Source organism: Streptomyces sp. NPDC016562 (genome assembly GCF_043076955.1).
In the GTDB taxonomy this organism is placed as follows: Bacteria; Actinomycetota; Actinomycetes; order Streptomycetales; family Streptomycetaceae; genus Streptomyces.
Map to the genome: position 1 here is coordinate 381,235 of NZ_JBIBRZ010000005.1, position 22,161 is coordinate 403,395.

The following is a 22,161-nucleotide window of genomic DNA, read 5'->3' on the forward strand; positions in this document are numbered from 1 at the left end:
CCGGTCGCCGGGGACGACCGGACGGCCCTTAGGGGGTGTCCGGTACCTCCGGCTGAGGCCGCTCTTACGCCGTCCCGGGCACACTTGTCGGTATGACGACCGGCACTGGCTCCCTGCGGTCGGGCACCTCGACCGCCCCCCGGCGGCGCTCGGCCGCCCGCACCTTCCTCCCCCTGGCGATCGCCGCCTGGCTGATCCTGGAGATCTGGCTGCTCAGCCTGGTCGCCGGCGCCGGCGGCGCGGTGAGCGTCGCCGCGCTGCTCGCGGGCGGGCTGGTCCTCGGTGCGGTGGTCATCAAGCGGGCCGGGCGGCGCGCCTTCAAGAACCTGGCGGACACCTTCCAGCAGGCGCAGCAGGGCCGGCAGCCCAGCCCGCAGCAGCCCGGCCAGGGCAACGGCCTCACCATGCTGGCGGGTCTGCTCCTGATACTGCCGGGGCTGCTCTCCGACGTGGCGGCCCTGTTCCTGCTGCTCCCGCCCGTCCGGGCCTGGCTCGGCCGCCGGACGGCCCGCTCGCTGGAGCGCAAGATGGCCACGGCGCAGGCCGGCACCTTCGGCGACGCCTTCCAGCAGGCCCGCATCCACTACCCCGACGGCAAGATCGTGCCGGGCGAGGTCATCCGCGAGGACCGGCCGGGGCAGCGGCACGATGGCCCGGACGACGCGTCGTACCGCCCGCCCCTGGCCCCGTAGGAGCTGCTGGCCCGCTCGCACGGACCCCGTGACACAGCCGAGGGGCCCCGCCACACGGTGTGTGGCGGGGCCCCTCGGCTGTGCTGTTCCGTCCGGCTGTCAGGCGGACTTGCGGCTGTCCCGCGGATGCACGGCAATGTTCATGGCGCCGGAACGAAGGACCGCGAGCCTTTCGGCCAGCACTTCCTCCAGCTCCTCGCGGGTGCGCCGCTCCATGAGCATGTCCCAGTGCGTTCGCGCAGGCTTGCCCTTCTTCTCTTCGGGCCCATCCCCGTCCACCAGGAGTGCCATGGCGCCGCACGCCTTGCACTCCCACTCCGGCGGAATTTCTGCCTCAACCGAGAACGGCATCTCAAATCGATGTCCGTTCTGGCATGCGTACTCCACCGCCTGGCGCGGGGCCAGATCGATGCCGCGGTCCGTCTCGTAGCTGGTAACCACGAGGCGCGTACCGCGGAGAGCTCGCTCACTCATGAATCGTGCCTCCCGGGCTTTGTCGCCCACAGGACAGGTGTCGCTGTCGTCGTCATCCGGTCAACGTCCGGACTGCGGTATAGATTCCCGCTCCGGGTCATGCGTCGCCCGTCGTGCCGCCCCTTGTTGTACCCACCAATGCCCGTTTTGTCACATCTGGCAGCAGATGTCACCCAACGTCTACACTTCTCAAGCGCGCAGTAACGGTCCGCCTGGCAGGCCAAAGGCGTACACTACCGGCCCTTTGCTTCAACGTCTAAATTCGTTCGGAATTCGTTCGTGGATGCGGACCGGACCCACACGCGCGGACCGTTCTCAGATCCGCTCCGGTACAGGATTGCCTGCCGCCTCCACCGCGCGCCGCACCGGCACTCTCGCCAGCAGCACGAATCCCAGTGCGAAGAAGACCACCAGCGAGATGATCGCGTCCCGGTAGCTGCCCGTGAGCTGGTAGGTCAGGCCGAAGACGAGCGGTCCCACCCAGCTCAGGCCGCGGTCGCTCATCTCGTACGCCGAGAAGTACTCCGCCTCCTTGCCCGCCGGCACCAGGTGCGAGAACAGCGAGCGCGACAGCGCCTGGCTGCCGCCCAGCACCAGCCCGATCATCGCCGCGAGCGCGAAGAACCACACCGGTGTCCGGGCGGGCAGGAAGTAGCCGACCGCCAGCGTCACCGCCCACGCGGCCAGCGAACCCAGGATCGTCCGCTTCGCGCCGTAGATGCGGGCGAGGCGTCCCATCCCCAGCGCGCCGGCGACCGCCAGCACCTGCACCAGGAGCACCGCGCCGATCAGCGTGGACTCCTCCAGCTCCAGCTCCAGCTTGCCGTAGATGGCCGCCTGGGAGATCACCGTCTGCACGCCGTCGTTGTAGATCAGGTACGCGAGCAGGAACGACAGGGTCAGCGGGTAGCGCCGCATGTCCTTGAGCGTGGCGACGAGCTGCTTCCAGCCGCTGAGCGCCGGTGCGGCCCCCGGCTCGCGCACCACGGCCCGGTCCCGCAGCCTGCGCAGCGGGATCAGGGCGAAGGCGCCCCACCACAGGCCCGCCGAGGCCAGGCAGATGCGCACGGCCTCGCTCTTGGAAAGCCCCAGGGTGTCGTGGGCCTGGAACAGCGCCAGGTTCACCACCAGCATCACGGAGCCCGCGGTGTAACCGAAGGCCCAGCCCCGCGAGGAGACGGCGTCCCGCTCGTCCGGCGTGGAGATCTGCGGCAGATAGGCGTTGTACAGCACCATCGAGACGGACAGCGAGGCGTTCGCCACGACCAGCAGCGCCCCGCCGAGCAGATAGCGCTCACCGCTCAGGAAGAACATGCCCGCCGTCGCGGCGGCGCCCGTGTACGCGGCCACCGCGAGCAGCGGCTTCTTGCGGCCGGTGCGGTCCGCGACCGCCCCGGCCAGCGGCATCAGCAGGACGGCCAGGATCACCGACGCGGAGACCGAATAGGCGAAGAACGCCCCGTAGCGCACCGGGATGCCCAGGGGGTACACGAAGCCCTCGGGGTCCGCGGCCTCCTTGGCGATCTCGGTCAGGTACGGCCCCAGGAACAGGGTCAGCACGCTCGCCGAGTACACCGAGACGGCGAAGTCGTAGAAGTACCAGCCCCGCTGCTCCCGCTTGCGCGCGGCCGTCGCGGCCGCGGACGTGTCGGCCTCGGCCGAGGCGGCCGATCTGCCGTCCTCCGCCCCCGGTTCCGCTTCTTCCGTCTTCCTGCTGTCTTCCGCGGTCATGCGGCGTCCCCCTCGCTGGTCCCCGTACGGCAGCGGCCGCCGGGTCCCGCGCGGGAGCCGAAGAGCGTGTCAGGCCCAGGCCCCGCGCTGGTCCAGCACCGTGCGCAAGATGTCGATCCGGTCGGTCATGATGCCATCGACTCCCAAGTCCAGGAGAGCCTCCATGCGTTCCGGTTCGTTCACGGTCCACACGTGCACCTGCAGTCCCCGCTCGTGCGCGGTCCGTACGAAGCGCCGGTCGACCACGCGGACGCCCCCCTGGGTCTCCGGTACCTGGGCCGCCACCGCCCCCACGCGCAGCGCCGCCGGGATGGCGTACGAGCGCAGCCGCAGGCCGACCACGCCGCGCACCCCGTAGGAGGTCGCCAGCCGGGGGCCGGCGATCCGCTGGGCCCGGGCGACCCGGCTCTCCGAGAAGGAGCCCACGCAGACCCGGTCCCAGATCCCGGCCCGCGCGATCAGGTTCATCAGCGGGTGCAGCGCCGATTCGGCCTTGACGTCGATGTTCCAGCGGGCGTCCGGGAACTCCTCCAGGAGTTCCTCGAACAGGGGCAGGGGCTCGGTGCCCGCCACGCGCGCCTCGCGGACCCTGGCCCAGGGCAGCTCGGCGATCCGGCCCCGGCCGTCGGTGACCCGGTCCAGGGTGGAGTCGTGGAAGGCGACGAGCTTCCCGTCGGCCGTGGCGTGCACATCGGTCTCGAAGTACCGGTAGCCCGCGTCGGCGGCCCGGCGGAAGGCGGCGGCGGTGTTCTCCAGCCCGTCCGCGGCGCCTCCGCGGTGCGCGAAGGCGATCGGAGCCGGGTGGTCCAGATAGGGATGGCGAAGGCGTACGTGCGTCACGGCGGCAGTATCCCCCGTGGCGGGAGGGGCCGGTGGGCCGCGAGGCGGACGACGGACGTGAGCGCGCCGCCTTCGTCGAGCTCCGGTCCGAGGCCCCCTGGTGCGAGTGGACTGGCACGTGACAGTCTGTGCCGCAGCTATCAATCCAATCCCGGCCTCCGGCGCGCGCCGTCGAGGCCAATCCGACGAAGGTGGACCGGACGCCATGGCCGAATGGACCTCAGCGGTCGGTGCCGCGCAGCTCGCCCGTCTCATCGGCTCGCAACAGGAGCGGCCCGCCGTCTCCGGCGCCCGCAGACTGCCCGCCTACCGCACCCTCGCCGACGGGATCCGCCTCCTCGTCCTCGAAGGCCGCGTTCCGGTCGCCGCCCGGCTGCCCGCCGAGCGCGAGCTGGCCGTCGCCCTCTCCCTCAGCCGCACCACCGTCGCCGCCGCGTACGAGGCCCTGCGCGGGGAGGGGTTCCTGGAATCCCGCCGCGGCGCCGGCAGCTGGACCTCCGTACCGGCCGGGAACCCGCTGCCCGCCCGCGGCCTGGAGCCGCTGCCGCCCGAGTCCCTCGGCTCGATGATCGACCTCGGCTGCGCCGCCCTGCCCGCCCCCGAGCCCTGGCTGACCAGGGCCGTCCAGGGAGCGCTGGAGGAACTGCCGCCGTACGCGCACACCCACGGCGACTACCCGGCCGGCCTGCCCGCCCTGCGCCGGATGCTCGCGGACCGCTACACCGAGCAGGGCATCCCCACCATGCCCGAGCAGATCATGGTCACCACCGGTGCGATGGGCGCGATCGACGCGATCTGCAGCCTCTTCGCGGGCCGGGGGGAGCGGATCGCCGTCGAGTCCCCTTCCTACGCCAACATCCTCCAGCTGATGCGCGCCGCCGGGGTGCGCCTGGTCCCCGTCGCCATGGCCGACGGGCTGGCCGGCTGGGACATGGACGTCTGGCGGCAGGTGCTGCGCGACTCGGCCCCCCGCCTCGCCTACGTCGTCGCCGACTTCCACAACCCGACCGGGGCACTGGCCTCCGAGGAGCAGCGCCGCGCCATGGTGGAGGCCGCCCGGTCGGCCGGCACCGTCCTGGTCGCCGACGAGACCATGCTGGAGCTCCAGCTGGACCCCGAGATGCCGATGCCGCGCCCGGTCTGCTCCTTCGACCCCGCCGGCAGCACGGTCATCACCGTGGGCTCCGCCAGCAAGGCCTTCTGGGCGGGCATGCGGATCGGCTGGGTCCGCGCCGCGCCCGACGTCATCCGCAGCCTGGTCGCCGCCCGCGCCTACGCCGACCTGGGCACGCCCGTGCTGGAACAGCTCGCGGTGAACTGGCTGATGCGCACCGGGGGCTGGCAGGAGGCCGTCCAGATCCGCCGTGACCAGGCCCGGGACAACCGCGACGCGCTGGTCGCGGCGGTGCGCCGGGAGCTGCCGGACTGGGAGTTCGAGGTCCCCCGGGGCGGGCTGACCCTGTGGGCCCGGGCCGGCGGACTGTCGGGGTCCCGGCTGGCCGAGGTGGGGGAGCGGGTCGGCGTACGCGTCCCCTCGGGGCCGCGGTTCGGCGTGGACGGGGCCTTCGAGGGCTACGTCCGCCTGCCGTTCACCGTGGGCGGGCCGGTGGCCGACGAGGCGGCGTCGAGACTGGCGGCGGCGGCCCGGCTGGTCGGCACCGGCGCGGGCGGCGGCGGTGCGGAGCCGCCGCGCACCTTCGTGGCGTAGCCGCCCCCGAAGTCGGGGCGCCGGCCGGGGCTACGGCGTTTCCGCCGCGACCTCCGGGAGGTCCGGGACGTCCGTGGAGTCGATGGCCGGGCCCTGGGCCTGGGCGGGCGGCTGCGCCTGGAGCGACTTGGCCGGCCCGGGGTGGCCCTGGCCGCCGCCCGCGCCCGGCGACGGGCGCTCCGGCAGCAGCTCCCGTACGGCCTGCCGGTGCAGCGGGTGCGTGGCCTCGTCGTACGGGTCGGGGGTGGCGGGCACCTGCAAGCGGTACACGGGACCCGTTCCGAGCCGGGCGTACCCGCGGCCCGGGGGCATGTGGGCCGGCGGGGTGGTGTGCGGCGGCAGCCCCAGTACGTCGGCGATCTGCTGGATCGTCGCGGGCCCGAGCACGATCCGGGCGCGGGTGTGCTGCCAGATGGCGTCGTGCAGCAGCTCCAGGTGGTCGAACTGCTCGGCCACCACCACCGTGACGTGCGCGGGCCGCCCGTGCCGCAGCGGCACCTGCAACGCGGCCAGCGGGTCGGGGCGCCCTTCGGCGACGGCGAGGTGGGCCAGCACGCTCGGCTGGTCCAGCAGGATCCACAGCGGGCGCCGGGTGTCCTCGGGCGCCGGCCGGCCGCCCTCGCGGGCCCGGTGGGTGGCGATGAGACGCCGTTCGGTCTCCTGCGCGGCCCATTCCAGGGTGGCCTGCGCCCCGGTCGGCCCGCATTCCACGGCGAGGACGCCGCTGCGGCCGGTCAGGCAGGAGTAGTCGCCGCTGCCGCCGCCGTCGACGATCATCACGTCGCCCCCGTGCCGCAGGGCCTGCAGGGCGAGGGAGCGGAGCAGGGTGGAGGTGCCGCTGCCGGGCTGGCCGACGGCCAGCAGGTGCGGCTCGGTGGAGCGGGGCCCGGTGCGCCAGATCACCGGCGGCACGTCACGGGGCTCGTCGCCCACCAGGACGGGCAGGGTGCGCTGGACGCTGCCGGCGTCGGTGAAACCGAGCACGGTCTCACCGGGCGAGGTGACGAACGGCTGGGCGGCGATGCCCGTCGGCAGCGCCGCCAGCACGCTCAGGTCGAGCTGGTTGCCCTCCTCGTCCCAGTCGAAGAGATACTCCCGTCCGCGCCCGGACTTGGCGTGCAGCAGTGCCTCGATCCGGGCCCGTGAGGCGGCCTCGCCATCGGTGAAGTAGGCCGGGTAGCGGATGTGGAGCCGGGTGATGCGGCCCGCCTCGTCGAACTCGTGGCCGCTGAAGGCCTTGTCCCACTCCCCGCCGTGGGCGAAGAGCGGACTGGGGTCCTCCGGGATGGAGAAGTACGGCACGAGGGCTTCGTAGAGGGAGCCGAGCCGTTCGGTCTCGGCATCGCTGGGCCCGGTCTTCACCGGATTGCGGTCGCGTCCCTGCCAGGCCGCCGCCGCCATGAGGGTGATCAGGGCGAGGAGCGGGCCGTAGGGGACGAGCGCGACCACCAGGACGCAGGCTGCTCCCAGGAACAGCGCGGGACCACGCTTGTCCTTGGGGGTCTCGGCCCATTTGCGCCGCCCGGTCGAAGCCAGGATGCGCAGGCCGCGTCCGATGGTGAGGAGCGGATGGAGGACGTCCGTGGCGCTGTCGGCGGCCGTGCGAGCGAGGTCGCGGCCCCGGGACAGCGACACGGTGCCGCTGCTGAGAATGCGGGGAAGTGGGCGCCGGGCCACGGGCGTCTCCTGGAGTTGTGGATGTGACGGGTCTTTCGGGTGTTGCTGGTGATGCGCTGCGCGGGGCCCGCCTAGAGCTTGATCCCGCCGAGCAGGCTCGCGAGGCTCGCCGTGCTCGCCGTGATGCTCGGGGCGATGGCCGAGCCGGCGAGGAAGAAGCCGAAGAGCGAGGAGACGAACGCGTGCGACAGCTTCATCCCGTCCTTCTTGAAGAAGAGGAAGCAGATGATGCCGAGCAGGACCACGCCTGAGATGGACAGAACCATGAGAGCTTCTCCTGGTTGGTGGGGACAGTCACCATCAGTTCTTCCAGGCTCACAGGAAGTATCAATGCGACAAAAGGTGCATACGGGTGAATCGGCGAGTTTTTCACTTGACCGGCTCACCCCGGCTGGCGCGTCCGCCGCACAGCGGGTCGCAGGTGATCATTGCCTCGGTCCGGGCCGTACATGTGCAGGCCAGGGCGCTACTCTGACGATTCACCCGTACGGACGCAGTGCCGTGCACCCCCCTGCCCGAACGGCCCGGGGAAGCTTCATGGCAGTAGCGAGTGAAAGGCGGTACGCACGATGAGCGAGCACACCGAAGGCGCCTCCCCCGAAGTCCCCGACGAGGACGTCATCGAACTGGCCACCAAGATCTTCGACCTCGCCCGCCAGGGGGAGACGCAGACGCTCACCGCCTACCTCGACGCGGGGGTCCCGGCGAACCTCACCAACGACCGCGGCGACACCCTCGTCATGCTCGCCGCCTACCACGGCCACGCCGACACCGTCACGGCCCTGCTCGCCCGCGGCGCCGAGGCCGACCGCGCCAACGACCGCGGCCAGACCCCGCTCGCCGGCGCCGTGTTCAAGGGCGAGGAGGCCGTCATCCGCGCCCTGCTCGCCGGCGGGGCCGATCCGACCGCCGGAACCCCCTCCGCGGTGGACACGGCGCGCATGTTCGCAAAGGCCGACCTGCTGGAACTCTTCGGAGCCAAGTAGTCCGCTTTTGGCCGGGCCGGGGACGCCGCCGAGCTCACAGGTTGATCACGGCGGCCGTAAATGTGGTCGCGGTGCACAAACCGGCTGGGTCATCATGGCGTCGGATTCGATTCGTGAGCACGGCGGACGGGCAGGAGCGGGCAGGACACAACGGGTGTCCGGGTCCGGCCCTGCGGAACCGGCCGCCCTGGTCACGAAGCACCGACGAGAGTGAGAAGGCAATGGTCTACATCGAGCGGAACATGACGGCGGACGTCCTCACATGCTGTTACGCGGCCCTGTGAATCCCGATTCCCGGTTGCGTCCCCAGCTTGATTTGAGGCCATTCCCATGTTCGAACCAGTCATAGCGCCGAGCGGCACCCTCCTCGGGCTCCTCCAGAGGGGCCGCGGCGACGGCACGCTGCACGCGCTCGCGGCACCCAGGGCGGAGGCCCTGGAGGCCCTCGACCAGTGCGTGCTCCGCGACCCGCGCCAGGACTGGCAGGTCGAGAACCGCTCGCTGTACTACGCCAGGCTCTACCTGGACCTCGACGGCCCCCTGGGCGAGATCGAGGCCCACCTCTTCAGCGCCGAGGACCTCCTGGACGAGGAGGACCACCGCACCGGCCTCGCCCTGTCCGTCCTGGGCCACCTGGCCTCGTACGGCCGCGACGACGCCCTCATGCTGCTGCGCCGCTACGCCGCCGGCGGAGCGAACTGGGCCTGGGCCCTCGACGAACTCGCCCTGCGCGACGACGACGAGGGGCTGCGGTCACTGGCCGCGCCCGTCCTGGCCCGCTTCCCCGCCACGGCGGAGGGCGAGGCGCGGCTGGCCGCCGCGATCCGCGACGCGTACGAGCCCCGGCCGTGGTGGCTGTGGGAGGAGTCGCCCCAGTACGGGGAACGCCTGCGCGCCGCCCGCCGGCAGGGCTCCTTCGACCGCTGGCAGCGCCAGCTCACCCCCAGCGGGCCCCGGCCCGGCTGGGGCGTCCAGGCCGTCTTCGACTGGGCCGCCGACGGGCTGCGCCGCGGCACGCCGCTGCACGTGCCCGCCGCGCGCTGCCTGGCCGCCGTGGCCTCGCCCGAGGACCGCTCCGCCATCCTCGCCGCCGCCGCCGGGGCCTGCGGCGAGGCGGCCCGCGCCACCGCCCTGCACCACCTGGTCCTCGCCGAACCGGACAACCCGGCCGTGCTGGACCTCATCGAAGCCGCCGCCGACGAGCCCGCCGTGGCCGCCTACGAGCGCATGTGCGGCCCCGAGGCCGTCGACCGGGCCCGGCGCTGGGTCCACCGCCCCGACGCCCTGGGCGCCGCCGCCGCGGCCACCCTGGCCGCCCGCGGCGGAGCCGAGGACGCGGCCCTGGTCCTGGGCGCCCTGCGCTCGACCGTCCGCGGCTCGGGCCCCGACACCCCGCGGCTGTTCGCCCTGGTCGACGGAGCCGGCCGCCTCGCGATCAGCTGCGCCGCCCCCGTCCTGCGCCACATCTACCGCGAGACGGCCTCCTCCCACCTGCGCGGCCGGGCCGCGCGCGCCCTGGCCAGTACGGACCCCTCCTTCGCGGCGGGCTTCGCGGTGGAATGCCTCTGGGACTGCGAGGAGACCACCCGCGAGGTGGCGGCCCGCCACGCCGAAACCGCCGACGCGCGGGTCGCGCCCCGGCTGCGCCGCCTCGCGGCGGACCCCGCGGAGGAAGAGGACGTCCAGTCGGCGGTGCGCAGCCGCATCGCGCCGGAGTCCGCCGTGTAGGGGGACCCCTCTGGCGCCGCCGCGGTTCCACGTTTCGGGAACGCGAACGGCTTTCGGGAACGCGAACGGCCCCGGCCGACGGGCATCCGGATCGAACCGGGCCTGAAGGCGGGGCCGTTTGCGCGTACCGGCGGTCGGCACGCGTGCGCCCCGGCCCTGAGGGGGCCGGGGCGGAAGGCCGGGCTCAGCGCGACGACGCGCCAGGCGGTGACGGAGGAGGCGAGAAGGCGATCTCGCAGGGCGTGACCTTCGACGTCTCCTTCACGCCGAACCCGGTGGTTGCGTGAAGGCCCGACGGCGTGGCCGGCTTCGAAAACACGAGCGTGTAGCCCGGCGGGACCGTCTTCGAGTTGATCTGCAGCCTGCCGTCACCGCGGCGCAGCTCGGCTTCGGGGTCGGCCTGGGGACCGCGATACCCGCCCCCCGGATGCGAGCACTCCGACGCGGGCTTCTTCTCGACCACCGCGACGCTGACGCCCTCGGCCTGAAGCCTCCGCACCAGTTCGGGCAGCCCGTCGGGCGTGGGTACCTCGACCTCGATCGTCTTCCCGGGGTCCTTCGGGGGGCCGGAAGCCGCTTTCAGCGCCTCCTCCAGGCCCTCGGAGTAGTCGATCGAGCAGGACGGGACCTTGGAGGTCTCGACCACGCCGAAGCCGACCCCCCGCTCACCCAGCGGGTAGTAGTCCGCCCACGGGAACATCAGCGTGTGGCCCGGGGGGACCGTCTTCGCGTTGACCTTGAGGATGAAGCCGTCATCGGCGGGCTGCAAGACCTCGGCCTCGCGGTCGGCCTGCGGACCCCGTCCCCCGCCGCCCGGCTCGGAGCACTGGGACGGCGGCCGCTTCGGGACCAGTGCGACCCGGACCCCCAGTGCCTTCAGCCGTTCCACCAGAGCCGGGATCTGGCCGGCCTCGGGCAGCTTGAACCGGAGCGAGCCGTCCGGATCCTTCTTGATCTCGGGAGCTTCCGTGGCCGAGGGGCTCGGCGAGGCGGTGGCACCGCCGGCGGGCAGCGAGCCGTTGCGGGCGCTCCCGGGCAGGGCCATGACGGCGACGACGGCGGCCGTGGCGACGCCCACCGCGAGCGGGACGCCGTAACGGCGGGCGGGGCTGGGCGACGGCGCCGGGGCCTCTGGGAGGCGGGCCAGGAGCGCGGCCTTCAGCCGGTCCTCGAAGCCGCTGGGCCGGGTGCTCATCGGGCTGCCTCCAACTGGCGTTCGGTGACGGCGCCCGGGGCGCTCAGCGCCCGCCGGGCCCGGTGCAGGCGGACCCGGACGGTCGCCTGGGTGACGCCGAGGGCCTGCGCGGCCTCGGCCGGGGTGAGCTCGTCGACGACGACCAGGTCGAGCGCGGCGCGCAGCGGCTCGGACAGCGCCGCATGGCGCTCGGCCAGGGCCCTGAAGGCCCGCTGCGCGTCGATCCGTTCCTCCAGCGCCGCGACGTCCTCGTCGTCGAGCAGCCGGCGTCCGCTGAGCCGCGCCAGCGCGCCGCTCTCGCGGGCCCGCCCCCGGGCATGACCCGACAGGACGTTGCGGGCTATGCCGAACAGCCAGGCGACCGGGGCTCCCCTGTGGCCCCGGTAGGTCCCGGCCGATCCCATCGCCGCGAGAAAGATGTCGGCCGTCAGGTCGGCCGCCAGGTGCGGGTCGGCGACCCGGCGGGTGACGAAGCCGAGGACCGCGTCGATGTGCTCCTCGTAGAACGCGCCGAATCCCTCGGGCGTGGTGAGATCCGGGGGTCCGGTCTCCTGTCGTGGGCTGCGCACCCGGTTCCTCCCCTGCGTCGGGGCCCCGTCGGCCCCCTCACCCTGTACTTGGCCGCAGCGCCCCGGAACGTTTCACCGGGCCCGCAGGAACCTGACCGGCGTGCCGGGACGGGCCTGGGCCGCCGCGTCCAGGGCCGGGCCCGGCGGGACCACGCCGACCACCGGGTAGCCGCCCGTCACCGGGTGGTCGGCCAGGAACACCACCGGCAGCCCGTCCGGCGGGACCTGGACCGCGCCCAGCACCATGCCCTCGCTCGGCAGCTCCTCCCGGCGGCCGCGGACCAGCGGGGCACCGGCCTCCGTGCGCAGGCCGATGCGGTTGGACAGGGCCGACACCCGGAAGGACGCCCGCCACAGGCCGTCGAGCGAAGCGCGCGTGAACCAGTCCGCCCGCGGCCCGAGCCGTAGCGGCAGGGCCAGCTCCGCGGGCGGCCCGGGCAGGCCGCAGGCGTCCGCCCCGCGCGCCGGATCCGGGCCCGGGGGCCCCACCGGCAGCAGCGTCCCGGCCGACAGGACGGGCGGCCCGAGGCCCGACAGCAGGTCCGTCGCGCGACTGCCGAGGACGGGCGGGACGCTCAGCCCTCCCCGCACGGCGACGTAGCTGCGCAGCCCCGACTCCGCCCGGCCCACCTCCAGCTCCGCCCCGGCCGGCAGCCACACCGGCGCCCCCCAGGCCGCCGGGCGCCCGGAGACCCGTACGGGACAGGGCGCGCCCGTGACCGCCACGACCGTGGCCGCCAGGGCCCGCAGCCCGACCCCGTCGAGGGTCGTCTCCAGCGCCGCGGCGTCAGGCGGATTGCCGAGCAGCCGGTTGGCCAGTGCGTACGCCGCCGTGTCCAGCGCCCCCGAGCGCGGCACGCCCAGGTGCGCGTGGCCGGGCCGCCCCGGGTCCTGGACGGTGGTCAGGGCCCCCGGCCGCACCACCAGCAGGGCGCTCACCGGCCCTCCGGCGTGAACCGCACCCGTACCCCGGGCGCGAACAGCGCCGCCGGTTCCCGCTCCGGGTCCCAGAGCACCGCGTCCGTGGAGCCGATCAGCTGCCAGCCGCCGGGGGAGGAGCGCGGGTACACCCCCGCGTACTCCCCGGCCAGGGCCAGCGAGCCCGCCGGGACGGCCGTACGGGGCGTGGCCCGGCGGGGCAGGTGCCAGCGCTCCGCGAGCCCCGTCAGATAGCCGAAGCCGGGGGCGAAACCGCAGAAGGCCACCCGGAAGTCCGTGCCGCCGACGATGTCGGCCACCTCCCGCGGGGTCACCCCCCACAGCCGGGCGACCTCCGCCAGGTCCGGCCCGTCGTAGCGCACCGGGACGGTGACCAGCGGCCCCTGCGTCGGCGGGAGCGGGGGCACCTGCCACCGCGCGATCCGGTCGCCGAGCGCGGCCGGATCGCGTACGCCGTCCAGCAGTACGGTCCGGGCCGCCGGCACCAGGTCCCGTACGGGCCCCAGTTCGCCCGCTTCCCGGCGGCGCAGCAGCTCCGCGTGGAGCGCGGCCACCTGCTCGGCTGAGTCCAGCTCGACGAGCAGCGCCCGGTCGCCGACCACCAGGGTCCTCACGCGAAGGCCTCCACCCGCACCCCGGCGGCGCCCAGGGCCTCGCGGACCCGCAGCGCGAGGCCGGCGGCCCCCGGGGTGTCCCCGTGCAGGCACAGCGAGCGCGCGGCCACCTCCACCCGCGAGCCGTCGGAGGCCGTCACCACGCCCTGGGCGGCCATCGCGACGGCCCGCGCGACCACGGCGTCGGGCTCGTGCAGCACGGCCCCCGGCTCGCCGCGCGGCACCAGGGTCCCGGCCGGGGTGTAGGCGCGGTCGGCGAAGGCCTCCGGTACGGGGGCCAGCCCGGCCGCCCCGGCGGCGGCGAGCAGGACGGAGCCGGGCAGCCCCAGCACCGGCAGCCCGCCCGTGGCCCCGGCGCCCGCCGCCATCCGGACGCCCGCGACCACGGCGGCCGCCTGGTCGGCGTCGTGCACGGTGCGGTTGTACAGCGCGCCGTGCGGCTTCACGTACGACACCCGGGAGCCGGCGGCCCGCGCGAACACCTCCAGCGCCCCGATCTGGTAGGCCACCTCGTCCGCCAGCTCACCGGCCGGCACGTCCATGGAGCGCCGCCCGAAACCGGCGAGGTCGCGGTAGGACACCTGGGCGCCGATCCGCACGCCCCGCTCGGCGGCCAGCTCGCAGACCCGGCGCATGATGGACGGGTCCCCGGCGTGGAAGCCGCAGGCCACATTGGCGCTCGTCACCACCGACAGCAGCGCCTCGTCATCGGTGAGCGTCCAGCGCCCGAAGCCCTCGCCGAGGTCGGCGTTGAGGTCGATCACGGGTGCGGATGCGATCATGGAATCCATGCGCCGAGCGTAGAGCAGGGGGCCCGGGACGATCCGGCCGAACCCCCGCGTTTGGGATGTTGTCAGGGTCAGCGCCTAGTCTTTGTCCGTGACTCTCCCCGCCCCGGCGAAGACCCTTCCGTCCCCGGCGCCGGGCCCGGCCGCCGACGAGGGCCTGGCCCGGCGGCTGCGCGCCCTCGCCTGCACCGCCCCGCTGCACGACCTCGACGTCCGCAAGGCCAATCTGGCCGGCGAGTACGGGGTCTACGCGATGGCGGAGGTCGCGCTGGCCGCGATCGACCTGGTCACCCTCAACATGGACTTCGACACGGGCGCCGACCACGAGCAGATAGTGGCCAGGCTGCTGCCGCGCGTCGCCGCGCAGGCCCCCGCGCGTCCGGCGGCCGAGCACGAGCGGGTGGCCCGCTGGGTCCTGGAGAACCTGATCAACGTCGGCAGCGTCGACCGCGGCTTCCGCGCGATCTACGGCACCTTCGGCCCGGACGGGGTCTACGTCCGCCGGGACTACGACTTCAAGCTGATCGAAGAGGTCCCCGGCTACGGCGGCGCGGTCTACCTGCGCACCACCGACGAGGCCGTCAACGTCCTCGTCGGCGCCCTCGACACCGACGTGACCAGCGCCCAGATCGCCGCCGAGGTCAAGCTGGAGGTGCTGATCAGCCGCGGGCGGCTGGCCGACGCCCAGCTCGCGGCCGAACAGGCCCGCTACCGGACCGTCCAGTACGCCGAGACCCTGCGCCGCACGCTGGACGCCACGCGGCGCAACGTGCGGGCGGTGGACTGGCTCCAGGCCGTCCCGGACATGATCGCCGAGGCCCTCGACCACGTCGCCGACCGCTACCGGCACGAGAACGCGATCCTCACCAACATCCGCAAGGCGCGCGACGAGGCGGAGGAGCCGGAGAACAAGCGGCGCGCCGCCGAGCTCGTCGACATCGTCAAGGACTGCATCCGCCGGCACACCCAGCTCCAGTCCCGGCTGCTGGACGCGGGCCCGCTGTTCCGCGCCGAGCAGGACCGCCAGGCCTTCGCCGCTCCGGCGCAGCGCACCGGCATCGACCTGTACGGCCAGCTCGTCGCCCCGGTGCTGCCGCTTCCCCTGGAGCAGGCGAGCCGGGTCACCGACGCCTTCTTCGCCTCCGGCGCGGGACTGCGCACGCCGGTGTCGGTGCGGGTGGCCGACCTGGTCGAGATCCTGCTCACCCCGCCCGTCGAACGCGAGCACCTCGGCGCGCAGATGCCCGAGCCGGACCTGATCGCCACCCCGGACGACAGCCGCTTCAGCGAGGAGCAGCTCGCGGCCGCGATGGAGCTCCTGGACCTCCCGCACGACGCGCCCCGCCGGCTGTCCGGACTCCTCGCCGAGGCCCGCCGCAGCGACCCGGACCTGCCGTACCTGGTGGCCCTGCTGGCCGTCCACGCGGCGAGCCCGGCCGTCGGCACGGCCTACCGCCAGGGGGAGGAGCGCCTGCTCTTCGCCGTGGACGACGGCACGCAGCTCGACGACCACGAGTTCGGCGGCGCGGACCTCATCGTCGGCACCGCCCTCCTCGACGCGGCGGGCATGGCCGCCGACCGGGCGGAGGCCTCGTGACCACCAGTTCAGCCCCGTCAGACCCAGCCTCCTCAAACCCAGCCACGCCGGCGAGGCTGAACCGCACTGCCCGTACCCCCCGCACCACCCGTACCGCCGAGGAGACGCACCCGTGAGCGACCACCACGCCGAGCACCCCGCGTGGAGCGAGCCCGCGCCGTCGGCTCCCGCAGCGCCCGCCGCCGCCGGGGCGGTGACCCCCGCGGACGCCGCCGACGCGGCCCGGCTCGTCGCCTTCGGGCTCCAGCCCAAGCTGCTCCCCGCCCGTGACGCCGAGTACGCCGAACTGCTGCGCCGCTACCGCGAGGAGCCCGCCTTCGGCCGCCTCGCCGACGCCGTCGCCACCGGCCTCGGCCTCGTCGTCCTGGAGGTGTCCCCCCGGGCCGGCATGGCCGTCGCCGCCGGCGAGGACTCCGTCTTCGCCGTCCGGATGGGCGACTACGCCCGCCGCACCGCCGCCGACTCCGCCGACCGGTTCCTGCACGGCCTGGCCCACCTCGCCGTCGCCGCCCTGGCCTTCCCGCGCCCCGAGGACCTCGCCGACGACGGCTACATCGGCCGCATCACCGTCAACGGCGTCGACTCCTTCGTCCGGCAGACCTGCCGCCGCCTGGAGGAGCGCGCCGAGGAGCTCGGCGAGAACACCGACCCGGCCTCCGACACCCCGGGCCTGGAGGCCGCCTGGCGCGTCTACGCCCGCCGCAGCGCGACCGGCGCCACCAAGGACGCCCGCCGCCTCGCCGGATCCACCACCGGCATCGTGGGCAAGGCCGCCGCCTTCCTCACCGACTCCGGTTTCCTCCAGCGCACCGGCGACGAGGCCGGCGGCACCTACCGCACCACCCCCCGCTACCAGCTCCAGGTCCGCGACATGGCGGGCAGCTCGGCCATGGCCGAGCTCCTGGAACTCGGCGTGGTCCCCGTCAGCGACGGCTCCGCCACCCTCCTGCCGCCGCCCGAGGGCGACGACCTGGACCTGGCCGCCGACGCGGGTCTCCCGTTCCACGCCTGAGCCAGCCGCCCCTCCGTACGCCGTCACGTCCGCTCCCAGACCCCACGAGAGTCCGCCGCCATGTACGAGCTGTCCCGGATCCGCCTCTACTCCATCGGGCCCGCCGGTGCGCGCTACGCCGACACCGTGCTCGACCTGCGCGGAGTCGGCGAGCCGGTGCCCCATCCGGCGCCGGCCCAGGCGGAGTTCTTCGAGGACGAGCCCACCGGCCCGCCGCGCCGCCCCGCGCCCGCGGGCGTGCTCTTCCTGGAGAACGGCGGCGGCAAGTCCGTCCTGCTCAAGCTGATCTTCTCGGTGATGCTCCCGGGCCACCGCAACACGCTCGGCGGCGCCAGCTCCGGCGTGCTGCGCAAGTTCCTGCTCGCCGACGACTGCGGCCACGTCGCGCTGGAGTGGCAGCACACCCAGACCGGCGAGTGCGTGGTCGTCGGCAAGGTCAGCGAATGGCGCGGCCGCCAGGTGTCCAACGACCCGCGCAAGTTCGCCGAGGCCTGGTACTCCTTCCGCCCCGGCCCGGGCCTGAGCCTCGACAGCCTGCCCGTGGCCGAGGCCACCGCCGTGCGCCCGCCCGTCGAAGGCGCCTCCGGCGCGCGGGGCCGGCGCCGCACGATGAAGGGCTTCCGCGACGCCCTCACCGAGGCCGGCAAGGCGTACCCGCACCTGGAGGTCTTCTTCGAGGAGATCCACGACCGGTGGAACGAGCACCTCACCGAGCTCGGCCTCGACCCCGAACTCTTCCGCTACCAGCGCGAGATGAACGCCGACGAGGGCGAGGCCGCCGGGCTCTTCGCGGTGAAGAAGGACTCCGACTTCACCGACCTCCTGCTGCGCGCCGTCACCGACACCCGTGACACCGACGGCCTCGCCGACCTCGTCCACGGCTTCGGCAACAAGCTCGGCCGCCGCGCCGAGCTCATGGCGGAACGGGACTTCACCGCCGGCTCGGTGGACCTCCTCACCCGCATCGTCGAGGCCGCCGCGACCCGTTCGCGGCTGCGCGACGTCCACGCGGGCGCGGAACGCCGTACCCGCACCCTCGCCCGCCGGCTGTCCGCCCGCGCCACCGAGGACCGCGGCCGCGCCGCCGACCTCGCCCAGCGGGTCACCGCCGCCGCCCACGAGGTCACCGCCGCCGAGTCCGCGCGGGCCCGCAGCGCCGCCGTCTCCGCCGAACTCGCCTACCGGCACGCCTCGCTGGCCCTGGCCGTCGCGGACAAGGCCGCCGCCGCGCAGCGCCGCGAACTGCTCGAAGCCCGCACCCTGCACTCCGCGTGGCAGGCCGCCGAGATCGTGCTGCGCCACCGCGCCGCCGCCGACCGCTCCTCCCGCGTCGCCGCCGCGATCCTGGAGGCCGAGCGGGACGCCGCCCCGGCGCTGGCCGCGCGCGCCACCGCCGCGGGTGAGCTCGTACGGGCCCTGCACACCGCCGCCGAACACGGCGAGCGGCTCGCCAACGAGGAGGAGGAGCGTTCCGCCGCCCTCCAGGCCTCCGGCGAGGCCGCCCACCGGGACGCCACCGCCGCCGCGACGGCCGCCCAGCGGGCCCGCAGCGAGGCCGAACACCTGCGCTCGCGCCTCGCCGAGGTCCAGCAGGAGACCGCCGAGGCCGTCCGCGCCGGCTGGCTCGACGACTCCGCGCCCGACGCCGACCCGGCCCGCGCCGCCCTCGCCGCCACCGACGCCGAGAAGACCGCGGTGGCCGCCTGGGACGAGTCCCGCGAGGCCGCCCGCGCCGCCGCCGACGCCGCCCGCGAGGCCGCCGCCGCGGAATCCCGCGCCGAACTGACCGCCGCCCGCGCGGCCGACGCCGCGGACGCGGCCGAGGCCGCCCACGACGCGGAACACCGGGCCGCCGCCTCCCTCGCCGCCTCCCCCCGCCTCGCCGCGCTCCTGGGCCTGCCGGACGCCCAGGACGCCGCGGACGCCCGGATCCCCGGCCCCCGCGCCGGAGCCCCCGGCGGCCGTCCCGCGCCGGGCGCGGACCCGCAGGCGGGACCTCCCGCCACCGGCGGACGGCTCACGGCCGAGGACCTCGACCGCAACGCGGAGGACCTCCACCGGCTGCTGACCGACGGAGTCGCCGCGGCCGAACGGCAGCTGTTCGAGCTGCGCACCGCGGCCGCCGACGACGCCCGCATCCTGGGCGCGCTCGGCGACGGCGGCCTGCTGCCGCCCGGCCCCGACGTCCTCGCCACCGTCGAGTACCTCGGCGAACACGGCATCCCCGCCCTGCCCGGCTGGCGCTACCTCGCGCAGTCCGTGGACCCCGCCGACCACGCCGCCGTCCTCGCCGCCCGCCCCGAACTCGTCGACGGCGTCGTCATCACCGACCCCGACACCCACAGCCGGGCCCGCGACGTGCTCGGCGCCGCCGCCCTGCTGCCGCGCTCCACCGTCGCCGTCGGCACCGCCGCCGCCCTGCTGGCCCCCGTCCCGCAGACCGACGACGACGCGGTGTTCCTCGTACCGCCGAACCCGGCCATGCACGACGAGCACGCCGCCGACGAGGAGCGCCAGGCCCTGCGCAGCCGCGCGAGCGCCCGCGACACCGAGATCCGGGACCTGGCCGCCCGCCTCGCGGGGGACCGTGAGCTCGCCGCCCGCCTCGGCTCGTGGCGCACCGGCTGCCCGCCCGGCCGCCTCACCGAACTCGCCCAGCAGGCCTCGGCGGCCCGTACGTTCGCCGAGGAGGCCGACGCCGAGCTCGCGGAGGCCCGTACCGTGCGCGCCGAGGCCGACGAGGCTGCCGCCGACGCCGCCCGCGTCCGCGAGGAGCGCCAGGACACCGCCCAGCGTGCCCGCCGGGTCGCCGACGCCCTCGCCGGCCTCGCCTTCCGCCTGCGCGAGCGCGCCGGCTGGCAGGCCCGGCTGCGCGAACTGGCCGACGAGGCCGCCGAGTCCGAGGCCCGCGCCGAGGCCTGCCTGGACCGGGCCCGCGCCGCCGACGAGGACCGCCGCGCCGCCCAGCGCGCCGCCGACGACGCCCGCCGCACGGCCCGCGCCCTGCGCGCCGAACGCGCCGAGGTCGCCGGGGCCCCCGACCAGCTGCCCGAAGACGACGGCCGGGGCCCGCGCGTGCCCCTGCCCGACCTCCGCGAGGCCTACCGCGCCGCCTCGCAGCTCTACGAGAAGGTCGGCGTCGGCGCCGACCTGCGCGCCGAACAGGCCCGCGCCGAGAGCGACGAGAGCGCCGCGCTCGCCGAGCTCGACCGCCTGACCAACAAGGTCCGCACCCGCGCCGCCCAGCTCCTCGAAGGCACCGACGGCGCCGACGGCCCCTCCCGGCAGGCCGCGGCCGCCCGCGCCGAGTCCCTCGTACAGATGCTGGAGACCCGCGCGTCCGCCGCGAGTGAGCAGCTCGGCCGGCTGCGCGGCGAGGCCGAACGGCACGCCCCCGCCGAGGGGGAGGCGCACACCGAGCTGCCCGAGGAGATGGTCCCCGAGGACGTGGACCACGCGCAGGCCCTGCTGCGTACCGCCACCGCCCAGCTCGCCGCCCACACCGCGGCCGTGGAGAGCGCCCGGGCCGCCCACGCGGACCTGCTGCGCGCCCACCGCACCGCCGAGGACGGGGCGGGCGGCTTCGAGGAGACCGCGGCCCTGTTGCGGGACCTGCTGCGCGACCACGCCCACGCCGACGACGAGCAGGAGCCGGTGGCCCACCCGGGCACCCTGGAGGAGGCCCGCCAGTCGGCCACCGAGGCCCGCCGCTCCCTGCGCGCCTGCGCCGCCGACCTCTCGGCCGCCGAGGCCGCGGTGCGCGAGGCCGGCGACACCCTGGTGCGGCACGCCAACGCGAGCCGCTACGAGCAGGTACGCACCCCCGCGCGCCAGCAGATCCGCGAACTGCCCGCCTCCGCGCTGCCCGAGCACGCGGCGGCCTGGGCCACGGCCTTCGCCCCCCGGCTGCGCGTCCTCACCGACGAGCTCGCCCAGCTGGAGCGCAACCGCGACAGCATCGTCGACCGGCTGCGCGGCCTCGTCGAGTCGGCCCTGGCCACGCTCCGCTCCGCGCAGCGGCTCTCCCAGCTGCCGGAAGGCCTGGGGGAGTGGTCGGGCCAGGAGTTCCTGCGGATCCGCTTCGAGGAGCCCGACCAGGCGACCCTCACCGAGCGGCTCGGCGAGGTCATCGACGAGGCCACCCGCACCGCCCTGAAGAAGAACAGCGCCGCCTCCTTCGGCGAGGGCCGCCGCGACGGCATGTCCCTGCTGCTCCGTGGAGTCCAGGCGGCGCTCGAACCCAAGGGCATCTCCGTGGAGATCCTCAAGCCCGACGCCGTGCTGCGCGCCGAGCGGGTGCCGGTGGGACAGATGGGCGACGTGTTCTCCGGCGGACAGCTGCTGACCGCCGCGATCGCGCTGTACTGCACGATGGCGGCGCTGCGCAGCAACGACCGCGGCCGCGACAAGCACCGGCACGCGGGCACGCTGTTCCTGGACAATCCGATCGGCCGCGCGAACGCCACCTACCTGCTGGAGCTCCAGCGGGCGGTCTCCGACGCGCTCGGCGTCCAACTGCTCTACACGACCGGCCTGTTCGACACGACGGCCCTCGCCGAGTTCCCCTTGGTGATCCGCCTGCGCAACGACGCGGACCTGCGCGCCGGGCTGAAGTACATCAGCGTGGAGGAACACCTTCGCCCGGGTCTGCCGCAGCAGTCCCCGCAGGAGGAGACCATCCACGGCGAGATCACGGCCACCCGCATGTTCCGCCGCAACGCCACCGCCACCGCCTCGGCTCCCGCTACCGCTCCCGCGTCCTGACGGGGGCGGTCACCGGCGGCCGAAGGCCGCCAGGGGGCCGTCCTCCCGGGATATTCGGCCCGAGCCGGGCTCGCGCGCGGCCCGGGCCGACCGGGTGGAGCGGGCGGCCCGGCGGGCCTCCCGGTGGCGGGCGCGCGCCGTGCTGCTCGGCTCGGACAGGACCCCGTAGCGCTGGTTCCACGTCTGCCGGGTGATCAACACGTCGAGCACGCCCCACGTGGCCACGATCGTCCCCGCGACCGCGCCGAGCACCATCGGAAAGGCCAGCCAGGAGCCGGTCAGGGTCAGGAAGAACGCCACCGTCGCCTGGATCAGCGTGACGGACACGATCAACACCGCCCGGACCGCGGCCGTCCGCACCGGATCGGGCATGCGGCGGCGCCGCGCGGGCTCCTCCACCCACAGTCCCCGCCGGGAACCACCGGCGCCGCCGTTCTCGTACGTGCTCATGGTCCGCTCACTCCCCACCGCGCGGTCCGCCATGCCTACCCTTCACGTCTACCCAGACGCGCCCCGTCGAACAGGCAGCCCCGTCACACAGGCAGTTCCGTCACACAGACAGACGTCCGGCGCCGTCGAGAGATTCCCGAACCGGGAAATGCCCCCACGACCCCGATGATCGCGGAACGAATAATTCCAGCCATCCATCAGGATGCGGGAACTGATGCCTCATCAAGTGTCATCAGTCACATATCGGTCCGCTCTTGACCGGAAGTAACGGACAACTCGTGATCTTCGTTCAACTGTCCGGCCGAAAACGTCCGGACACGCCTTCGAACCTTTCCCACGGCAGTAGTAGGCTCACGCCGTTTAAATGACGGAACACCGACCCCCGGTAACGGGGTTG

Annotated in this window: 18 protein-coding genes; 7 read left to right on the top strand and 11 right to left on the bottom strand. The window is 74.7% G+C overall.

Annotated elements, in window-relative coordinates:
* The first annotated feature begins 92 nt into the window (after positions 1-92).
* Positions 93-692, top strand: coding sequence for an FxsA family membrane protein (gene fxsA, locus ACF059_RS23485; protein WP_392060245.1), 600 nt, complete (start codon positions 93-95; stop codon positions 690-692).
* 99 nt (positions 693-791) lie between these two features.
* Here fxsA and ACF059_RS23490 read toward each other — a convergent pair whose 3' ends face one another.
* From ACF059_RS23490 to ACF059_RS23500, 3 genes are all read right to left on the bottom strand, one after another.
* Positions 792-1,166, bottom strand: a complete 375-nt coding sequence (locus tag ACF059_RS23490) for an RNA polymerase-binding protein RbpA (RefSeq protein ID WP_007262928.1) — start codon at positions 1,164-1,166, stop codon at positions 792-794.
* Between the two features lie 315 nt (positions 1,167-1,481).
* On the bottom strand, positions 1,482-2,897 hold the full coding sequence (locus ACF059_RS23495) for an MFS transporter (protein ID WP_392060248.1): 1,416 nt from the start codon (positions 2,895-2,897) through the stop codon (positions 1,482-1,484).
* A gap of 69 nt (positions 2,898-2,966) precedes the next feature.
* On the bottom strand, positions 2,967-3,737 hold the full coding sequence (locus tag ACF059_RS23500) for a glycerophosphodiester phosphodiesterase family protein (protein WP_392060251.1): 771 nt from the start codon (positions 3,735-3,737) through the stop codon (positions 2,967-2,969).
* Positions 3,738-3,942: 205 nt separating this feature from the next.
* Here ACF059_RS23500 and ACF059_RS23505 point away from each other — a divergent pair, with 205 nt between their 5' ends.
* Positions 3,943-5,445: a PLP-dependent aminotransferase family protein gene (locus ACF059_RS23505; protein ID WP_392060254.1), complete on the top strand. Its 1,503-nt coding sequence runs from the start codon at positions 3,943-3,945 to the stop codon at positions 5,443-5,445.
* Between the two features lie 30 nt (positions 5,446-5,475).
* Here the strand turns inward: ACF059_RS23505 and ACF059_RS23510 are convergent, their stop codons facing one another.
* Positions 5,476-7,122: a hypothetical protein gene (locus ACF059_RS23510; RefSeq protein WP_392060257.1), complete on the bottom strand. Its 1,647-nt coding sequence runs from the start codon at positions 7,120-7,122 to the stop codon at positions 5,476-5,478.
* Between the two features lie 71 nt (positions 7,123-7,193).
* Positions 7,194-7,388 (bottom strand): hypothetical protein, encoded by a 195-nt coding sequence (locus ACF059_RS23515; protein ID WP_215020655.1) that lies wholly within the window; start codon positions 7,386-7,388, stop codon positions 7,194-7,196.
* 303 nt (positions 7,389-7,691) lie between these two features.
* Here ACF059_RS23515 and ACF059_RS23520 point away from each other — a divergent pair, with 303 nt between their 5' ends.
* Together ACF059_RS23520 and ACF059_RS23525 are read left to right on the top strand one after the other, a co-directional pair.
* Positions 7,692-8,108 (top strand): ankyrin repeat domain-containing protein, encoded by a 417-nt coding sequence (locus ACF059_RS23520; RefSeq protein WP_361953325.1) that lies wholly within the window; start codon positions 7,692-7,694, stop codon positions 8,106-8,108.
* A gap of 330 nt (positions 8,109-8,438) precedes the next feature.
* Positions 8,439-9,836: a HEAT repeat domain-containing protein gene (locus ACF059_RS23525; protein WP_392060261.1), complete on the top strand. Its 1,398-nt coding sequence runs from the start codon at positions 8,439-8,441 to the stop codon at positions 9,834-9,836.
* Between the two features lie 184 nt (positions 9,837-10,020).
* Here ACF059_RS23525 and ACF059_RS23530 read toward each other — a convergent pair whose 3' ends face one another.
* The 5 genes from ACF059_RS23530 to ACF059_RS23550 form a co-directional block, all read right to left on the bottom strand.
* Entirely contained in the window at positions 10,021-11,031 is a 1,011-nt protein-coding gene (locus ACF059_RS23530) for a hypothetical protein (protein WP_392060263.1), read from the bottom strand.
* Positions 11,028-11,600 carry an RNA polymerase sigma factor gene (locus tag ACF059_RS23535; protein WP_361953334.1) on the bottom strand — a complete coding sequence of 191 codons (573 nt, stop codon included), beginning with the start codon at positions 11,598-11,600 and terminating at the stop codon, positions 11,028-11,030. Before ACF059_RS23535 ends, ACF059_RS23530 begins: the two co-directional genes overlap by 4 nt.
* A gap of 72 nt (positions 11,601-11,672) precedes the next feature.
* Positions 11,673-12,539, bottom strand: coding sequence for a biotin-dependent carboxyltransferase family protein (locus tag ACF059_RS23540; RefSeq protein WP_392060266.1), 867 nt, complete (start codon positions 12,537-12,539; stop codon positions 11,673-11,675).
* Positions 12,536-13,153 (bottom strand): allophanate hydrolase subunit 1, encoded by a 618-nt coding sequence (locus tag ACF059_RS23545; RefSeq protein ID WP_392060269.1) that lies wholly within the window; start codon positions 13,151-13,153, stop codon positions 12,536-12,538. The genes ACF059_RS23540 and ACF059_RS23545 overlap by 4 nt, the downstream gene beginning before the upstream one ends.
* Positions 13,150-13,944 carry a LamB/YcsF family protein gene (locus ACF059_RS23550; protein WP_392060272.1) on the bottom strand — a complete coding sequence of 265 codons (795 nt, stop codon included), beginning with the start codon at positions 13,942-13,944 and terminating at the stop codon, positions 13,150-13,152. Before ACF059_RS23550 ends, ACF059_RS23545 begins: the two co-directional genes overlap by 4 nt.
* An 88-nt stretch (positions 13,945-14,032) precedes the next feature.
* Here ACF059_RS23550 and ACF059_RS23555 point away from each other — a divergent pair, with 88 nt between their 5' ends.
* The 3 genes from ACF059_RS23555 (at position 14,033) to ACF059_RS23565 (ending at position 21,314) form a co-directional block, all read left to right on the top strand.
* Entirely contained in the window at positions 14,033-15,538 is a 1,506-nt protein-coding gene (locus ACF059_RS23555; protein ID WP_361953346.1) for a hypothetical protein, read from the top strand.
* Positions 15,539-15,650: 112 nt separating this feature from the next.
* Entirely contained in the window at positions 15,651-16,550 is a 900-nt protein-coding gene (locus tag ACF059_RS23560) for a hypothetical protein (protein ID WP_392060275.1), read from the top strand.
* A 60-nt stretch (positions 16,551-16,610) separates the two neighbouring features.
* The gene (locus tag ACF059_RS23565) at positions 16,611-21,314 is read left to right on the top strand and encodes a hypothetical protein (RefSeq protein ID WP_392060278.1); all 4,704 of its coding nucleotides are present in this window, start codon (positions 16,611-16,613) and stop codon (positions 21,312-21,314) included.
* Positions 21,315-21,323: 9 nt separating this feature from the next.
* Here ACF059_RS23565 and ACF059_RS23570 read toward each other — a convergent pair whose 3' ends face one another.
* Positions 21,324-21,764, bottom strand: a complete 441-nt coding sequence (locus tag ACF059_RS23570) for a hypothetical protein (RefSeq protein WP_392060281.1) — start codon at positions 21,762-21,764, stop codon at positions 21,324-21,326.
* Between the last annotated feature and the right edge of the window lie 397 nt (positions 21,765-22,161).

Bases quoted from the DNA above. Each gene is read 5' to 3' on its own strand.
- fxsA (WP_392060245.1), top strand. From the start codon at position 93: ATGACGACCGGCACTGGCTCCCTGCGGTCGGGCACCTCGACCGCCCCC.
- ACF059_RS23490 (WP_007262928.1), bottom strand. From the start codon at position 1,166: ATGAGTGAGCGAGCTCTCCGCGGTACGCGCCTCGTGGTTACCAGCTAC.
- ACF059_RS23495 (WP_392060248.1), bottom strand. From the start codon at position 2,897: ATGACCGCGGAAGACAGCAGGAAGACGGAAGAAGCGGAACCGGGGGCG.
- ACF059_RS23505 (WP_392060254.1), top strand. From the start codon at position 3,943: ATGGCCGAATGGACCTCAGCGGTCGGTGCCGCGCAGCTCGCCCGTCTC.
- ACF059_RS23515 (WP_215020655.1), bottom strand. From the start codon at position 7,388: ATGGTTCTGTCCATCTCAGGCGTGGTCCTGCTCGGCATCATCTGCTTC.
- ACF059_RS23520 (WP_361953325.1), top strand. From the start codon at position 7,692: ATGAGCGAGCACACCGAAGGCGCCTCCCCCGAAGTCCCCGACGAGGAC.
- ACF059_RS23525 (WP_392060261.1), top strand. From the start codon at position 8,439: ATGTTCGAACCAGTCATAGCGCCGAGCGGCACCCTCCTCGGGCTCCTC.
- ACF059_RS23530 (WP_392060263.1), bottom strand. From the start codon at position 11,031: ATGAGCACCCGGCCCAGCGGCTTCGAGGACCGGCTGAAGGCCGCGCTC.
- ACF059_RS23550 (WP_392060272.1), bottom strand. From the start codon at position 13,944: ATGGATTCCATGATCGCATCCGCACCCGTGATCGACCTCAACGCCGAC.
- ACF059_RS23565 (WP_392060278.1), top strand. From the start codon at position 16,611: ATGTACGAGCTGTCCCGGATCCGCCTCTACTCCATCGGGCCCGCCGGT.
- ACF059_RS23570 (WP_392060281.1), bottom strand. From the start codon at position 21,764: ATGAGCACGTACGAGAACGGCGGCGCCGGTGGTTCCCGGCGGGGACTG.